A 16,254-nucleotide genomic window follows, 5' to 3' on the forward strand; every position below is an offset into this window, starting at 1 on the left:
CGCACGGCGTGGGCCCGGCAACCTCCCACCGCGAATGGCGCAATGCATTACTCCAATGCCGCAATGCGTTGTCTCTTTAGCGCAATGCGGCACCTACGTCCCGCTCGTCGGCGACATGAAACAACCACAAACCTCCTGACTCTGATGCAACGCCATTGTATACACGGCTTTTCCAACTAAACCCGGAGGTCCCCGAATGAAGAACCTGGTCCTTGCAGGACTCACGGCCGCCGCGCTCGTGCCCGCAGCCGCACGCGCGGAGGTGGTGATGTCCTCCATCGTCGACGTGCTGGTGGACGGTGGCAACAACTACAACTGGCAGAAGGTGGAGCTGCCGGGAACCAAGTGTGGCAATGGCTCCCAGTTCAAGTTCTGGGTGCACCGCACGGGTTCGCCCAACCTGATGTTCCTCTTCGAGGGTGGCGGCGCGTGCTGGGATTACGACACGTGTAGCGGCCGCGCGGGCCAGCTGGGCGCCGCCAACCCGAACGGCATCGCCGACGACTACATCACCCAGTTCACGGCCAAGTACGTGTCGCCGCTCGTCAACGGCGCGGACCCGGGCCTGCCGGGCCGCAGCAAGACGGACCTGGTGACGAAGAACTGGAACATCGTCTACGTGCCGTACTGCACCGGTGACGTGCACGTGGGCAACAACGCGGCCACCTACGTCGATTCGACGGGGCAGAACCCGCCGCTGACGTGGCACCACAACGGCTACGTCAACACGCTGGCGGTGGCGAACTACGCGAAGACGCAGTTCCCCAACGTCCAGAAGATGCTGATGACGGGCTACAGCGCGGGTGGCACGGCGACGGCGGCCGGCTACTACTTCGTGCGCAAGGCCATCAACCCGGCGCAGGGCTACCTGCTCAACGACTCCGGCCCCATCTTCCTGGCGCCCAACGCGAACTTCCGCTCGCGCGCGCTGCACGAGAAGATTCGCCAGTCGTGGAATCTGAACTCCGTCTTCTCGCTGCTGCCGGGCACGTTCAGCCAGGGCGACTTCGGCACCATCAACCGCATGGTGGCGCAGGAGTTCCCCAACGACCAGCTGGCCTACACGGGCTACTCGCGCGACTACAACTATTCGCGCTTCTCCTATGAGCGCTTCCACGCGCCCAACGACAAGGAGTCCGTGCTGGGCTACTGGAAGCAGGACCAGGACGCGCTGGTCACCGAGCTGAACAAGTACAACAACTTCAGCTACTTCATCCCGCACGAGCGCGCCATCAACTCCAGCCACTGCAGCACCATCATCACCTTCATCGGCGCGCACGCCTGCCAGCAGATGGAGAAGAAGCGCCACTGGTACGAGTACCTCGAGTTCCCGTGGAGCCAGACGTACAAGTGCTACAGCGAGTTCGTGGGCATGGACACGTTCCTGTCGCGGTGGATCAACGGCAACCAGCGCATCCGCATCTACGAGCCCGCCAACGGCTACAACGCCGAGGACCCGGGCATGCAGATTGTCGCGCCGCTCATCAACGGCGCGCTGGGCGGGTAGCCACCGTCTGACGCCGGGCCTGGCCCGGTGACGCCACACCTGGAGCGGGACGCCAGAGGATTCCTGGCGTCCCGCTTCGCCGTTTCAGGGGCCGGGCGGATGGCGCCTCCCCCGCCGCTGGCCACGCGGCCCGAGGGGCGGTAGACGAAGCCACGTCATGGACAACCTCACCCACGGACTGCTCGGGCTCGCCATTGGCGCCATGCGCGGGCCCGACGTGCGCCCCGGCGCCCCGGAGCGCGCCTCCCCCACGGACCGCGCGGTGCTGGTGGCGTCGGTGCTCGCCGCGGAGCTGCCAGATTTGGACACCCTGCTGGCGCGCGGCGACGCGGTGACGGTGGCGCTCCAGGCCCACCGGGGGCTGTCCCACGCGCTCATCGCCGCGCCGCTGGTGGCGCTCACCGCCACGCTGGCCGCCCGCGCCTGCTTCCGCGGCGCGCGGCTGGCGCCCGTGTTCCTCACCAGCCTGGCCTCCGTCGTCTTCGCGCACCTGCTGCCCGACTTGTGGACGGGCTGGGGGACGCGGGTGCTGCTGCCCTTCTCCGACAGCCGCCTGAGCCTGGACTGGACGATGGTGGTGGACCCCTGGGTGACGCTGCCCCTGCTCGCCGGCGCGGTCCTGGCCTGGCGCCGGCGCGCGGCCTGGCGACGGGCGCTGCTGTGGAGCGCGGCGTGCTCCGTCGTGTACGTGGGCTTCCGCGTGGCCACCTGGGCCGTGCTGACGCAGCGGGTGGAGGCGGCCTACCCCGCCGCGCAGGCCGTGCGCGTCTTTCCCCAGCCCTTCTCCGTGAGCACGTGGCGCTACGTGGCCACGCTGCCCGGCGACGTCTTCGCCGCCGGAGCTGTCTCTGTGCTGGGCCCGCCCGCCGAGGCCCGGCGCGCGGAGGCTTTCGGAAGCACGCTGCCGGAGGACGTGCGGGCCGTGCCGACGGTGCGCGAGGCGCTCGCCTGGGCCCGCTTCCCGCTCGTGCAGTGGGAGCCGCTCGAGGACGGTGGCCGGAGGGTGCGCATCGCCGACCTGCGCTACCACCTGCGCGGCGAGCCGACGCTGGCCTTCGTCATCCACCTGGACGCGTCCAACGCCGTGACTCACGCCCAGCTGGAACGCGGCGGCAGCGCCAGCGAGCTGCTGCGCCGCTGGCGGGGCGAGGCCCCCCCGCCCACCACCGCGGCGCCCTGAAGAAACACGAAGGCCCCGGCGGAAGCACACCGCTTCCACCGGGGCCCGGACTTCATGTCCGAGCGCCGCTCAGGTGAGGCCCGGCAGCTCCCCCGTGTAGTCGGGGTGGCCGAACGTATTCACATTCACGCCGAAGGCCCGGGCAATGGAGACCAGCAGCTTGTTGTGCGCCACTGCGCCCGTGAGCGGCGTGCCGGGGCCCGTCCAGCCGCCCAGCGGGTTGGAGCCCGCGGGGCGCACGCGCAGGAAGCGGCCCATGCGGAAGCGGCCTGCCGCCCCGCCCGCGAGCACGGTGGGGACGCGCACGTTCATGTGGCCGGACGCGTCACCCAGCTCGTTGCCCCAGTAGATGAGTGTGTTGTCCAGCGCGGTGCCGCTGCCCTCCGGGATGGCGGCCAGCTGGGTCATCAGGTAGGCGAGCTGCTCGGCGTACCACCGCTGCACCTGCACCATCTTCGCGCGGATGTCGGACCGGCGGGGCTCCTCCTGCACGTCCAGCAGGTGGGCCAGGTCGTTGTGCGTGTCCTCGTGGATGCCCAGCCAGGGCATGGACGGCCCCGGAATCGTCATGGTGACGACGCGCGTGAGGTCACACGCGAAGGCGCGCGCGATGAGGTCCAGGTGCAGCCGCGTCAGCGTCGGCATGTTGCCGAGGTTGCCCAGGCCGCCCAGGCCATAGGACGGCACCGAGAGGCCGGCGGCGCACGCGGCGTCTCCGGACTGCAGTTGGGGCGTGGGCGCCGGGTCCGTGCTCAGCGTGCCCAGGCGCCGCTCGATGTCGCGCAGCGCCTCCAGGTGCGTCTCCAGCTTCTGGCGCTCGGCGCCCGCCAGGCGGTTGCGCAGGCGCGTGGCGTCCTTCACCAGGAAGTCCAGCAGGCTCTTGCGGCGCGCCCGGTTGCCCTCCACCTGCGCCGGGTCGGCCGTAGGCGAGGGCGCGTTACCGAAGAGGCGCTGGTACACGTTGGCCGGGTCGCGCTCGAAGGGGACGCGCGAGCCGTTCGCCGTGAAGCTGATGCTGTTGTAGACGTGCTGGCCGCCGAACTGCTCCCAGGCGTTGAGCTGCAGGGAGCGGAAGCGCGTGCCACCGCCGATGTGGTTGCCCAGCACCTGGTCCAGCGAGGCGCTCTCCGGCAGGTGGTCACCGCTGCCGGTGTTCACCTTGCTGCCGGTGAGGAACGTCACCGGGCCGCCTTCATGGCCCGTCAAGCCCTGCTCGTAGAGGACCTGGTAGTCCAGGCCGTCCAGCACCAGGAGCTTGTCCCGGTGCGGCTGGAGCGGCGCGAGCATGGAGTTGGGGAAGTCGAGCGTGAAGTTCGACTCCGAGCCCTGGGGATTCCAGAACTCCGGAAGGCAGCCGTGAGAGGTGAACAGGGCCACGAAGCGCAGCGGCGGCGCGGTGCCCTGGGCGTAGGCGTCCGTGGTGCCGAGCAGGTTGGCCAAGGGGAGCGCCGCCGTCGAGCCGGCCAGCGCCTGGAGCAGGGAGCGTCGGGAAAGTTCGCGGAGCATGGGGCTACTCGGGGGAAGAGGTACGCCGGTGGACGAAATACGGGGAGCGCACGAGGCCGACGAGCGCGTCGCCCAGCCGCCACTCCGGGTTGGCCCGGAACATGGACCGCATGTCGGCCAGCATGTGCTCGTCGACGGGGGCCTCGTCACGTCCCATGGCGAAGCGGAAGAGCTGGAGCGGCACGCAGTCCCCCACGTCATCGCTGGTCGCCAGCACGCGGGCCAGCGCCGCGGCGCCCGTGAAGGGGACGGTGCCATGGGCGAGCTCCACGGCGCCGGAGGCATCCACCGCCAGGCCGTTCTCCTCCGTGCGGTGCTTGCCCAGGCCGTCGAAGTCCTCGAAGCCGAAGCCGATGGGGTCCAGGGTCCGGTGGCAGCTCGCGCACGTCGGGTTGTTGGTGTGGGCGGCGAAGCGCTCACGCGTGGTGCGGTCCAGCACCGGCTCCGGCGGGATGATGGAGATGGTGGCCGGCGGCGGCGGCACCTCGCGGCACAGCAGCCGGTGCAGGATGAACTTGCCGCGGCGGATGGGCGAGCTGGAGTCGAAGAGCGCGTAGGTGGCCAGCACGCTGGCGTGGGTGAGGATGCCCGCGCGCTCGGGCGGCAGCGGCAGCCGGCCCGGGGTGCCGTCCGGCGTGGTGGGCTGGGAGCCGTAGAAGTACGCCATGCGCGCGTCGGCGTAGGTGTAGTCGGCGTTGAGCAGCTCGCGGACGGAGCCGTTGCGCTCCTTCAGGATGTGGTTGATGAAGTCCCGCGTCTCCGCCTGGCTGGAGACCTTGAAGGCCGCGCTGAAGGCCGGGAACACCTGGTTGTTCTTGGTGAGGTTGGCCTGGCCGGTGAGGCCCATCCACTCCTCGATGAAGCGGTACAGGTGCTTCTGCGCCGCGGGCGTGGCCAGCAGCCGGCGGGCGTGCTTCTCACGCTCGTCCGGAGAGTCGAGCTGGCCCGCCTCCGCCGCGGCCAGCAGCGCCGCGTCAGCGGGGCCGGCGGTGATGGCGAAGGCCAGCGCGGTGGCGACCTCATGCGGCGTCAGCCGCACCACCTGGTTGGCGCCCGCGCCCTCCGCGCCCAGCTCGGTGCGATACAGGAAGGACGCCGAGGAGAAGATGCCCTGGAGCACGACGCGCGCAGAGGTGGCCGGGTCCGTCCCCTTGCGCGCCTCCCGCCACAGCACCAGGAAGTCGGCGACCTCGTCATCGGTGACGGGCCGGCGGTAGGCGCGCGAGGCGATGCCGCGGATGAACTTCTCCGCGCACTCCAGCTCCGGCACGTCCGCCGCGCACGTCCAGTCCGCGCGCAGCTGAACCTTGCCGTATTCGGCGAGGTTGTTGGCGGCCACGTCAATCTGGTCCGCCAGCAAGGACGTGACCTGCAGCCGGTCGTGGGTGGAGAACCCGAGGATGGTGTCCTCCGGCGCGAAGGCGTACGTCATCACCAGCGGCACCGTCGTGGGGAAGATGGCGTTGACGCTGTTGTCGTACTCCGCGCGCGTCATGCGCCGCACACGCGTCGCCGAGGCCTCGTCGACTTCAGGAGGCGCCCCTGGCGAGGGCTTGTCGGAAGAGCACGACGCCGCTGACAGCAGCAAGGCCGCGGAAACGGAGAAACGGAAGAGTCGCATACGCAAGGCACCCTCGGACCAGCTCCCCCCAGATGGGCCCCCTCTGAAGTGCTGGCTGGCGGACGACTCTAACCGCTTCACCGACACGCTCCGTCACGATTCTAGCGCGGCGCTTCAAAGCCCCTGGACGTCCAGGCAAGCTGCGGGATTGCGCTGGGATTGGCGCCGCGAAGCGGTGAATGCAAGGAATACATAAAATACTGGCCACACAGCCGCCTACGTTGACGCTGTTTGTCTTCTGGGTGCGGGAGGACTCCGGGTGTGCGGGCACACCGAGTTGACTTCACCGCGCGCGGTGCTCCACGCCGCGCGGCCCGGCCACCACCAGGTCCGTGGTGAGGTTGAGGAACAAACCGTGGCCCATGATTCCCGCGCGCGCGCCCAGGCTCGCGGCCAGCGACGCGGGCGCGTCCATGGGACCGAAGGCACAGTCGAGCACGAGGTTGCCCTGGTCCGTGAGGAAGGGCGCGCCGCCGGCGCCGTGCCGGACGGAGACGCGCGCGCCGAGCGACTCGAGGAACCGCGCCTGGGAGCGCCAACCGAACGCCAGCACCTCCACCGGCACCGGCCCGTGCGTGCCCAGCACGGGGGACAGCTTTCCCGTGTCCACCACGATGACGACGCGCTGGCTTGCTTGCGCGACGATCTTCTCGCGCAGCAGCGCGCCACCTCCGCCCTTGATGAGGGACAGGTCCGGCGCCACTTCGTCCGCGCCGTCGATGGTGACGTCCAGCACGGGGTGCACGTCCAGCGTCGTCACGGGCACGCCCCATGAGCGCGCCAGCGCCTCCGTGGCGCGGGAGGTGGGCACGCCCACCACGTCCAACAGCCGCCCCCGCGCGCGCAGCGCGGCCAACCGCTGGACGGCGAAGGCCGCGGTGCTGCCCGTGCCCAGCCCCACCACCATGCCCGGCTGGAGGAAGCCGTCCACCGCCCATTCAGCGGCCGCTTGTTTGTAGCGGGCCGTCGCCGCGCCGTCGCCCTGCTGGCTCATGGCGGAAGCGTAGCGCGGCGGCGCGCGCTGGCGGAGCGTCCCCGCGCGCGATGTCCCGTGCTGGACGGCGAACGACTCAGAGGCCCTTGGAGTCCCCTCGGGGTCCCCACGGCCCTGGCTCATCCGGCAACGTGGCGCCATCCAGGAAGCGGTACAGCACCGCGTCGTAGCCACCCGCGCTGGGGAAGCTGGACGCCTGCCCCAAGGTGGAGCCCACCAGATAGACGGCGCCGTCCTGCGCGGTGGCCACGCCCTGGCCACGGTCCGCCGCCGCGGAGCCCACCTGCCGGAAATCCAGCCACGTGCCGTGGCTGTCGTAGCTGGCCAGGAACATGTCGGTGCTCCCGAGCGACGGCTCGCCGCCCATGGCGCCGGAGGTGAACCCCGCCAGGTAGACACGGCCCTCCTTGCCCACCGCCACCGACTGCGCGTAGTCGGTGGTCGCCGTGCCCAGCTGCCGCGTCCAATGCCAGTTGCCTTCGGTGTCGTACTTCACCAGCACGGCGTCATAGGACCCCAGGCGGACGTCTCCCTCCAGCGCGCCCGACGTGTAGCCCGACACGTAGACGCCGCCATCGTCCGCCACCGCGACGCCGGTGCCGAACTCGTCATGCGAGGAGCCGAGCTGTCGAATCCACCGCGGCTCGCCCAGGACGCTGTACTTCGTCAGGAACAGGTCCACCGTGTTGCCCGGGTTCGTCACGCCGTCGAGGCTGCCGAAGGTGTAGCCGGTGACGTAGACGTCCTCGTCGCGGCTCACGGCCACGCCCAGCGCCACGTCACTGCGCGCGGAGCCGAACTGCCGCAGCCAATAGGGATTGCCGCCCGTGTCGAACTTGGCCACCACCACGTCGTAGTTGCCTTGCGGGGCCGAGCCATCGAAGCGCCCCAGCGAGTAGCCGCTGACGAAGACGGCGTCTTGTGACGCCAGCCGCGTGGCGGCGATGCCCGTGGCGTAGTCATCCGTGGCGGTGCCGAACTGCCGGACCCACTGGAAGACGCCCTTCGCGTCGTACTTCGCCATGAACAAGTCCGTGCCGCCGGCGTTCTCGTAGAAGCTGAAGCTGCCCCACGTGTAGCCCGCGACGTAGACGTTGCCGGCCTCATCCGCGGACACCGCGAGCGCACGGTCGTTCGCGGACGTTCCCAACTGCCGCGTCCACAGCAGCGCGCCCGCGGCGTCGTACTTCGAAACGTAGGCGTCCTGGCCCCCCGCCGAGGGGTCCGCGCCGAGCTGCCCGCTGGTGTAGCCCGCCGTATAGACGGCGTCGCCCGAGGTGGTGACCGCCTGTGCCAGCTCGTCCCGCGGGCTGCCGGACTGGTGCACCCAGCTGGTGACCTGCTGCAGCGGAGGCGCCTTCGCGAGCGCGGCCCCGGGAAGACTCAGCAGCGCCCACCCACCCAGGACTCCGCACGCGCTCCACCGCTGCCAACCACGAACCATGGGCGACTCCTCGGGATGAAAATCTCTGCCCGCACTCTACGCAGCCAGCAGACATTGAGAATCCCGAACGACGACGTCCCCGAGAGGGAAATACGTGACGCGGCGTGTTGGCACCGTGTCACTTGAGACTGCGCGTGAAACACAAACCCGGCTACTCCGGATTAGAGGCTCCAAGTCCCGCGAACCCCGGGCATGAGCAAGCCATGGGGGCCTTCCCCAAAGAAGTGCCTGGGCTTGTCTGAAAATTGCACAATGTCGGGCATGAACGTCACGTTGGAGCAGGCCCGCGCCCTGGACGCCCTCGCCCGCCACGGCACCTTCACCGCCGCGGCGGAGGCCCTGCGCAAGGGACACACGGCGGTGATGTACGCGCTGCGCACGCTCGAGACGCAGACGGAGCTGACGCTGCTCGACCGGCGCGGCTACCGCACCCGGCTGACGCCCGCCGGGGAACGGATCCTGGAGCACTGCCGCAAGCTGCTGGTCGCCGAGCGCGAGCTGGAGGCGGCGTGCGCGGAGATTCGCGCCGGCTGGGAGCCCGCGCTGCGCATCGTCTTCGACGGCATCTTCCCCGCCGAGCCCTTGCTTCGCGTGGTGAAGGAGCTGCGCGCCGAGGGCGCCAGCACCCGCTTCCACGTCTCCGCGGAGTTCCTCTCCGGCGTGGAGGCGGCCTTCGCGCGCGAGGAGGCGGACCTGATGGTGACGCTGCTGCCGCCCACCGTGCCGGGCCTGCGCACGTACCGCCTGCCGGAGCTCAAGGCCATCCTGGTGGCCCACCGGGGACATCCCCTGGCCCGGCGGAGGGGACCGTTGAAGGACGAGGATCTGGCCGAGCACCTGGTGCTCACGGTGCGCGGCTCGGACCCGCGGCTCCAGCTCAGCACCGGCGCGCTGGAGACGCGCTCCACGGTGCACCTCAATGACTTCGCGGCGAAGAAGGCCGCCATCATGGAGGGGCTGGGCTTCGGGTGGCTGCCCGAATACATGGCCGCCCGCGAGCTGCGCCGGGGCGAGCTGAAGGCCCTGAAGCTGGCGGGCGACGCCACCCACGCGTTCCATCCCCAGCTCCACCATCGCGCGGGCATCACCCTGGGGCGGGCCGCCCGCCGTGTCGTGGAAGCGCTCACGGAGACGGAATCCACCTCCTGAGTGCGCCTGGAATCAGCGCTGGGTGCGCGTGCTAGCTTCGCGTGCACCATGAAAGGCAGTGACCTCCGAGAAGGCGTCGTTCGCGTGTTGAGCAGGGATCGGCAGCACGTCCTCGGAACAGGGTTCTTCGTCACCGAGCGCCTGGTGGTGACGTGCTGGCACGTGCTCGACACGCTCGGCGACACCGAGCGAGACGCCATCTGCCTGGAGGTGCTTCAGAGCCACGAGAAGGCCTCGGCGCGGCTGCGGCTCGACGCATCGAGCCCGACCGAGGTGGCGGACCTCGCGGTGCTGGAGTTGACGCGCCCGCTCCGAGGGCCCTCCACCCCGCTCCCCCTGGGCAGCGCGGAGCGGAGCGCGGACCACCGCTTCGCCACGTTCGGATTTCCACGGGGCTTCGATGACACGGGCACCTGGGCCCGCGGCACCATCGGCTACGCGACGGGGGACGGCGACTTCCGCAAGCTGCTGCTGCACGGCTCGGACATCCGGGAGGGCTTCAGCGGCAGCCCCCTCTTCGATGAGCAGACGCGGCGCGTGGTGGGCGTGGTGCGCTTCAAGGCCGCGGCCTCGGAGGCGCGGGAGGCGTATGCGACGCCCACGGAGCAGCTGCTCGCGCGCTGTCCGGCGCTGCGCGCTTCCGAGGACTGCCCCTACCGGGACCTGGCGTCGTTCCGTGAATCGGACGCGCGGTTCTGGAAGGGACGCGGCCGGGTGCTGGACGAGCAACTGCTGCCGCTGCTGGCGAAGCTGCCCCGGTTCGTGGAGGTCTCCGGCCCTTCGGGCAGCGGCAAGTCGTCGTTGCTCCACGCGGGGCTGATTCCCGCGCTGCGGAGTGGAACGTCCATTCCGGGCAGCCAGCACTGGGACGTCCGGGCCCTGCGCCCGGGACTGGAGCCGTTCGCCGCGCTGGAGGGCGCGGGCCTGCCCGCTGGAGAGGAGCTGGTGGGGCGCGTCCAGGCGTGGCGGACCGCGAACCCGGAGCCAGGCAAGCGGCTGGTGCTGGTCATCGACCAGTTGGAGGACGTGCTCCTGCGCGGCAGCAGCTCGGAGCTGGCGCGGCATCAACGCTTCCTCCAGCAGCTCTCCGCGCTCGCGGACGCGTCGTTGCCAGTGACGTGCGTGGTGGCGCTGCGCGAGGGGTTCGACGCGGTGCTGTCCGAGCGCGCGCCGAGGCTGCGCTCCCTGCTCGGTGAGCACCGGGTGCAGGTGCCGTCGGTGCTGACGCCCTCGGAGCTTCGGGAAATCATCTCCGGCCCGGCCCGGGAGGTGGGCCTGCGCTTCGACCCGCCCGAGGTGGTGGACTCCATCGCCCTGGCCGCGCAGGAGGAGTTCCGCGTGGAGTCCGGCGCGGGCGCTCGCGTCACCGTGCTCCCGTTGCTGGAGGTCGCGCTGACGCAGCTGTGGCAGGCGTCGCGAGATGGCGCGATGACCCTGGAGTCCTTCAACGCCAGCGCGGGGCTGCTCGGCGCCCTGGCGCGCTGGGCGGACAGCGTCTACGAACCGCTGAAGCCCTCGGAGCGCCGGCTGGCGGACCGGCTGCTGCTGGAGTTGGTGCAGTTGGGTGAGGCGGACAGCGGCCTGGAGGACAAGGGACGCCGGGTGCCGCTGGAGGTGCTGCGCGGGCGTCTGGGTGAGCAGGCCGAGGTGGACGCGGTGCTCCAGGTGCTCGTCAACGGGCGGCTCCTGGTGACGTCCCAGGATGGCCATCAGCGGCGAGAGACGGTGGAGCTGATTCACGACGCGCTCCTCACGCACTGGCAACGCTTCGTGAAGCTGCGCACCGAGGACCGGGCCTTCCGGCGCTGGCACGAAGCCGTGCAGGCCGACGCGGAGCGGTGGTGGGAAGCGGAGCGCGCCCGGCAGCGCCAGGAAGCCGAGCACCGGCTGCCGCGAGGCGAGGCGCTCACCCGCGCGCAGGCGATGCTTGCCCTCCATGCGCACCAGACGAGCGCGCTGGCCCAACGGTACGTCCTGCGCGGCTAGGAAGCAGCGCGGCGGCGGCAAGGACGGGCACGACGAAACCTGTGGCTAGCCCTGGGCGCCTCCGTCAGTGCCCTGCTAGGCGTGAGCGGGTTCTACCTCCGGGCGGTGGCGTCAGAGAAACAGGCCGTGGAAGCGAAGGATGCCGCCGAGCTGGCAGTGGCCGCCGAGGCAGCGACCTCGAAACGGCTCTCCCAGCAACTGCGCATCTCCGAAGCCGACGCCGTGGTGAGCCTGTCGCGCAGCCCTGGGCGCGAGGTGGAGGCGCTCACCCGGGCCATCCAGCTCGCGGGAAGCCCCCAGGAAGGCCTGGACGCGGCCCAGGATGAAGTGACGGAAGCGCTGACCGAGTCCATCATCGCGTTCCTCTACTCCGCGCCCTTGTCCACGGAGCTCGAGGCGCGCACCGTCGGCGCGTTCTCCCCGGACTCACGGCATCTCGTCACTCGCGGCATCGTGCTGTCTCCGTCCATGCGGTTCGTCAGCCGGCTCTGGGACGTCCGCACCGCCCGCCTGCTGCGCGAGTTCGAGTCCGTCGACCTGTGCCCGGAAGGCGCGCCGATGGAGTGCATGCGTTCGCTGCACGCCGACGTTTCAGGCGTGGACACGCACGCCTTTGGCTTCTCACCTGGAGATGGAACGCTCTGGCTGGGGAGCCGCCAGGGTGCCCTGTTGCGGTGGAGCGCTTCGGGCTCCGTGCCCTCCCTCCCGGAAGCCCACCAGGACCAGGTCACCGCCATCTCGTTCTCGGAGCGCGGCGACCGCGTGTTGTCCGCCAGCCTCGACCGCACGGTGAAGCTCTGGGACGCGAACACCGGCCAGAAGCTGCGCGAGCTGACCTTCCAGGAGCCCTGTACCCAAGCCGTGTTGTCGGGCGACGCGCGTTACGCCTGGGTGGGCGGTGAAGAGACGACGTGCCTCTACGACCTGACCTCCGAGGCGCGCCGTATCCGGTGCATCACCACGCATGACCCGGGCCCTTCGGTCGCCTTCTCCCCTTCGAGCAAGCTGGCGGTGCTCGGCGATCGGCGCGGAGACGTGAGCCTCCATTTGATAGACGTGCCCTCGGGCAGGAACTTGCGCACCCTGACGAAACTCGAAGGGCACGCGCTCATGCCGTCCTTCGACGACGATTGCAGCCTCTGGGCCTTCGACGACGTCTTCTCCGCGGCGCTCGCCGTTCGCCTCTGTGACAAAGCCCCCGGCGCAGCCCAGGGCCGCGCGGAGTTCCCGCGGAGGCGACCACGCTGGACGCCCAACCCTCTCTTCGGACGCATCTTCGAAAATGGACGCCGCGTCGCCGAGTTCGCCGATGCGCTCTCCGGCGCGCATCCCTACATCCGGTTTCCCCAGGCCACCCAGCGCTGGATGTTCCGCAAGGGGCCCCTGGACTATCGGGCGGAGCGCGCCCTGGTCGCGCCGGATGGACGCTCGCTGCTCGTCCAGGCCGATCCCGGCCTGACGCGGATGAGCCTCGATATCACCACCTGGGACGAATACGTGCCGGGCGGCTTCGCCGTGTCCGGGGACCTGCGTTGGATGGTGGTGCGGGAGCCACAAAGCGGCCAGCTCTCGCTCGTCGACAGGCGGACGGCCACCACGACGGCGCTGGGAGACTGTGACGTCACCGGCATGCATCCGCCGCTGGAGGGCGCCTTTTCACGCGACGGCCAGTTCCTCGCCGTCCGCTGTGGCGTGAAGGTCCAGTTCTGGGATGTGAACCACGCGGCGCATGGACCGCGCTCTCAGCCGCCGCCCATCGAAGCAGGCATCCACCTGACCTCGCTTCCTGCCCATTGGAGCTGGCAGCGCGCCGTGGCCACGCCGCGCGCTCGCGCTCACCTCCGGCGGGAGGGGGCGACTGGCGAGGACGGATGCCAGACAACGACGACGTTCTCACCAAGCGCCCGCGTCGAGTTCTCCCCAGACGGCAAGCACTTCGCCATCGAGGATTACCGCGCCGTCTACCTGGGCTCCACCGAGGCCTGCCGGCTCACGCACGAAGCGCCCCTGGCCACATCGACGATGACGTCACACGGCGCCTCGTTCTCCCCAAACGGCGAGCGCTTCGTCACCATCTCCAACGTGCCCGAGTCCTCCGCCCTCTGGGAGAGCGCCACGGGGAAGCGGCTGGCACCGCTGCCTACGAGCCAGGGCACCGCCGTCACCGCGTTCTCACCGGACTCGAAGTACTTCGCGGTGGCCAACCACCCCGACGTCTACTGGATGGGGCAGGCCTACCTCTTCGACGCCACACACGGACGGCCGCAGCCCCTGGCGGCCATCGACGGGAAGGTCAAGGCGCTCTCCTTCTCGCCGGATACCTCCCGGCTCATCGCGGTGACGGACAACGCCATCCACCTCTTCGACCCGACGACGGGCGCGCTCGTGCGCAGAATCAACCTGAGCACGAATACCCAGGTGCGGGTCCATCACGCACAGGAGCGCTTCGGTATCTCGGACATGTCAGGCAGGCTCCATTTCTGGCGGACCGCCGATGGTCGACACGTGGCCGGGTTGCATCATGGCGGCCACTCCGGATTGGAGATGACGGCCGACGCGGCAGGCACGCGCGTCGCGTCCTTCGACTCGGACGGCGCCTATCTCTTCTCCCTCCGGATGGATGACCTGCTGCGACAGGCCTGCACGCTCATGCGCGGACGGCGAGAGTACGCACCGGTCCAGGCCATCTGCGACCCCTCCCTTCTCCCAGCGGCCCCCTTGGCGGGCCCTCCGAGGCCGTGAGGAATGACGTCTCCATGAGCGCCACCGCGAAAGGCCCCAAGCCGATGCACCGGGCACACCGCACCCTCCGCGACTTGTCGAAGGTCCGCGAGGCGCTACGCCCTGACGGCGTGGAGGCGCTCGTCGCCACGCACTTCCCACCGTCCTGGCGCGTGCACACGTCCGTCGTCGGCAAGGTGACCGCCGACGCACTGCGCGACGAACTGCGTGCCCTGCTGACGACGGGCGCTCAGGTCCTCGCGCGGCTGGAGCACTCAGGGGAGGACACACCGCTATCCGTCACCGAGCGGACGGCGCTGGAGACGGTCGTCGCCTTCTTCGGCCGCCCTGCCCTCGCCATCCGGAACGGCAGCTTCGGTGCGCCGCCCGTGGGGTGGGAGGTGCTGGAGCAGCACCGTGAGCCCATCGAGCGGACCATCGACGCCACCGGGCGCGTCGAGCTGGCCGGGAGCGGCATGCTCGGCACGGGCTTCCTGGTGACGGATGAGCTGGTGATGACCAACCGCCACGTCGCGCAGCACTTCTGCCGGCAGGCGAAGGACCAGTGGCTGTTGCGGCTCGGCGTGGTGCCCCGGGTGGACTGGCTGGGTGAACACCAGCGCGATGCCCAGGCCACCTTCCCCATCCAGGGCGTCGCGGCGATTCACACCGTGCATGACCTGGCGCTGCTGCGCCTGGGCGCGCCCACGGGCGCGGTGCTGCGTCCCGCCCCGCTGCGGCTCGCCACCCAGGCACCGGACACGGCGGACTCCCGCGCCTTGTACTGCGTGGGCTACCCGATGAAGGACCACGGCCGCACGCCGCCCGAGGTGCTGCTGCGCATCTTCGAGGACGCGTTCGGCGTGAAGCGGCTCCAGCCTGGGGAGCTGCTCTCTCTGGACGCGGCCCGGCAACAGCTCTCCCATGACTGCTCCACGCTGGGAGGCAGCTCCGGCTCCCCCATCGTGGACCTGGAGACGCACGCCGTGCTCGGCCTGCACTTCGGTGGCACCGGGCAGGAGAATCACGCGGTCGCGCTGTGGCAACTGGCGGACGACCCGCTGCTGAGCCGCGCGGGCGTCCGCTTCGCAAATCCGTGAGGAACCGCTACTGCGTCACCACGCCGCAGTCGCCCGTCATGTTCGTGGCCGGCTGCCCATTCACCGTGTTGCCGGTGAAGACGTTGTCGCGGGTGATGACCAGCTCGCCGGTGTTCGAGCCGCGGTTGCAGGTGATGACGCCTCCGGCCCCACCCCGGTTGTTCACGAAGCGGTTGCCTCGCATGATGACGGTCCGGGAGCCACCCATGTCCTCCAACTGGACGGCCGCGCCGGGCCCCAGGGGGATGAAGTTGCTTTCGAACACGTTGCCCTCCAGCAGGTCATTGTCCGGCTGGAAGTAGTGGATGGCGGCGCCACCGCCCAGGTCGAAGATGCCCCCCGGGTTGGGCCACGTGAGGATGGGCCGGTCCCAGAGGTCGCTCGTCAGCGAGCCACCGAAGGCCTCCACGAAGTTGCCCCGGAACGTGTTGCCACGCAGCACCGTGTTGCGCCCGTGGGTGATGCACACCGCCCCGCCCCCGGCCATCGACGAGGTGCCCGGCTGCGCGAAGCGGTCGATTTCGCGGATGCGGTTGTTCTCGAAGACGGTGTTCTCCACCCGCGAGCCGTCGGTGAACATCAGGTCCAACGCGCCGCAGTTGGCGGAGGACTCGTTGTCACGGAACACCGAGTCCGTAATCGTCACCGGTCCCGGGTAGTAGACCCACAGCGCGCCACGCGTCCAATCGCGGTCGCTGTTGTACTGATTCTTGCGCACCTTCTCGAAAATCATGTGCTCGAACACCGGGTCGCCCGAGCCCACCGAACTGGCGCCGTAGAAGTTCATCCCCCACCAGCCATGGGGATTGGTGGACGTCAGCAGCACGGGCGCCTCCGCCGTTCCCTGGACCTGGATGGCGCCGTACACGCGGACCTCCACGCGGCCCGCCTGGTGGTTCATCACGTTGTCGGGGGCGTCCGAGTCCACGTCCCGCTCCGTCACCTCCGGCTGGCCCCGGAAGTCCAGGATGACGCCCGGCCCTACCGTCAGCACCTGCCCCTGGGGGATGGTGACGACCCCGTTCGCATCGCCCACCACCCGGTAC

General features: G+C 70.0%; 11 protein-coding genes. 6 read left to right on the forward strand and 5 right to left on the reverse strand.

What is annotated here, in order from left to right:
- The first annotated feature begins 196 nt into the window (after window positions 1-196).
- Entirely contained in the window at window positions 197-1,507 is a 1,311-nt protein-coding gene (locus HV824_RS18895; protein WP_176421095.1) for a pectin acetylesterase-family hydrolase, read from the forward strand.
- Window positions 1,508-1,664: 157 nt separating this feature from the next.
- Window positions 1,665-2,687, forward strand: coding sequence for a metal-dependent hydrolase (locus HV824_RS18900; protein WP_176421096.1), 1,023 nt, complete (start codon window positions 1,665-1,667; stop codon window positions 2,685-2,687).
- Window positions 2,688-2,756: 69 nt separating this feature from the next.
- Here HV824_RS18900 and HV824_RS18905 read toward each other — a convergent pair whose 3' ends face one another.
- From HV824_RS18905 to HV824_RS18920, 4 genes are all read right to left on the reverse strand, one after another.
- Complete coding sequence (locus HV824_RS18905) at window positions 2,757-4,193, reverse strand: DUF1552 domain-containing protein (RefSeq protein ID WP_176421097.1); 1,437 nt, start codon at window positions 4,191-4,193, stop codon at window positions 2,757-2,759.
- 4 nt (window positions 4,194-4,197) lie between these two features.
- Window positions 4,198-5,901 carry a DUF1592 domain-containing protein gene (locus HV824_RS18910; RefSeq protein WP_176421098.1) on the reverse strand — a complete coding sequence of 568 codons (1,704 nt, stop codon included), beginning with the start codon at window positions 5,899-5,901 and terminating at the stop codon, window positions 4,198-4,200.
- 196 nt (window positions 5,902-6,097) lie between these two features.
- Window positions 6,098-6,808 (reverse strand): ribose-5-phosphate isomerase RpiA, encoded by a 711-nt coding sequence (gene rpiA, locus HV824_RS18915; RefSeq protein WP_176423938.1) that lies wholly within the window; start codon window positions 6,806-6,808, stop codon window positions 6,098-6,100.
- 76 nt (window positions 6,809-6,884) lie between these two features.
- Window positions 6,885-8,252, reverse strand: a complete 1,368-nt coding sequence (locus tag HV824_RS18920; RefSeq protein WP_255208164.1) for an SBBP repeat-containing protein — start codon at window positions 8,250-8,252, stop codon at window positions 6,885-6,887.
- Between the two features lie 261 nt (window positions 8,253-8,513).
- Here HV824_RS18920 and HV824_RS18925 point away from each other — a divergent pair, with 261 nt between their 5' ends.
- From HV824_RS18925 to HV824_RS18935, 4 genes are all read left to right on the forward strand, one after another.
- On the forward strand, window positions 8,514-9,401 hold the full coding sequence (locus HV824_RS18925) for a LysR family transcriptional regulator (protein ID WP_255208165.1): 888 nt from the start codon (window positions 8,514-8,516) through the stop codon (window positions 9,399-9,401).
- An 84-nt stretch (window positions 9,402-9,485) separates the two neighbouring features.
- The gene (locus HV824_RS37495) at window positions 9,486-11,387 is read left to right on the forward strand and encodes a serine protease (protein WP_368738078.1); all 1,902 of its coding nucleotides are present in this window, start codon (window positions 9,486-9,488) and stop codon (window positions 11,385-11,387) included.
- A gap of 126 nt (window positions 11,388-11,513) precedes the next feature.
- A complete protein-coding gene (locus tag HV824_RS37500; RefSeq protein ID WP_368738079.1) occupies window positions 11,514-14,129 on the forward strand; it encodes a WD40 repeat domain-containing protein in 2,616 nt (871 codons plus the stop codon).
- Between the two features lie 14 nt (window positions 14,130-14,143).
- Window positions 14,144-15,208 carry a serine protease gene (locus tag HV824_RS18935; RefSeq protein WP_176421102.1) on the forward strand — a complete coding sequence of 355 codons (1,065 nt, stop codon included), beginning with the start codon at window positions 14,144-14,146 and terminating at the stop codon, window positions 15,206-15,208.
- A gap of 7 nt (window positions 15,209-15,215) precedes the next feature.
- On the opposite strand, the gene HV824_RS18940 is transcribed toward HV824_RS18935, so the two are convergent.
- A partial coding sequence (locus HV824_RS18940; protein ID WP_176423939.1) for a right-handed parallel beta-helix repeat-containing protein occupies window positions 15,216-16,254 on the reverse strand: 1,039 nt, incomplete at its 5' end.

Origin of the sequence: Myxococcus sp. AM009 (genome assembly GCF_013372605.1) — a bacterium.
Lineage (GTDB): Bacteria > Myxococcota > Myxococcia > Myxococcales > Myxococcaceae > Myxococcus > Myxococcus vastator.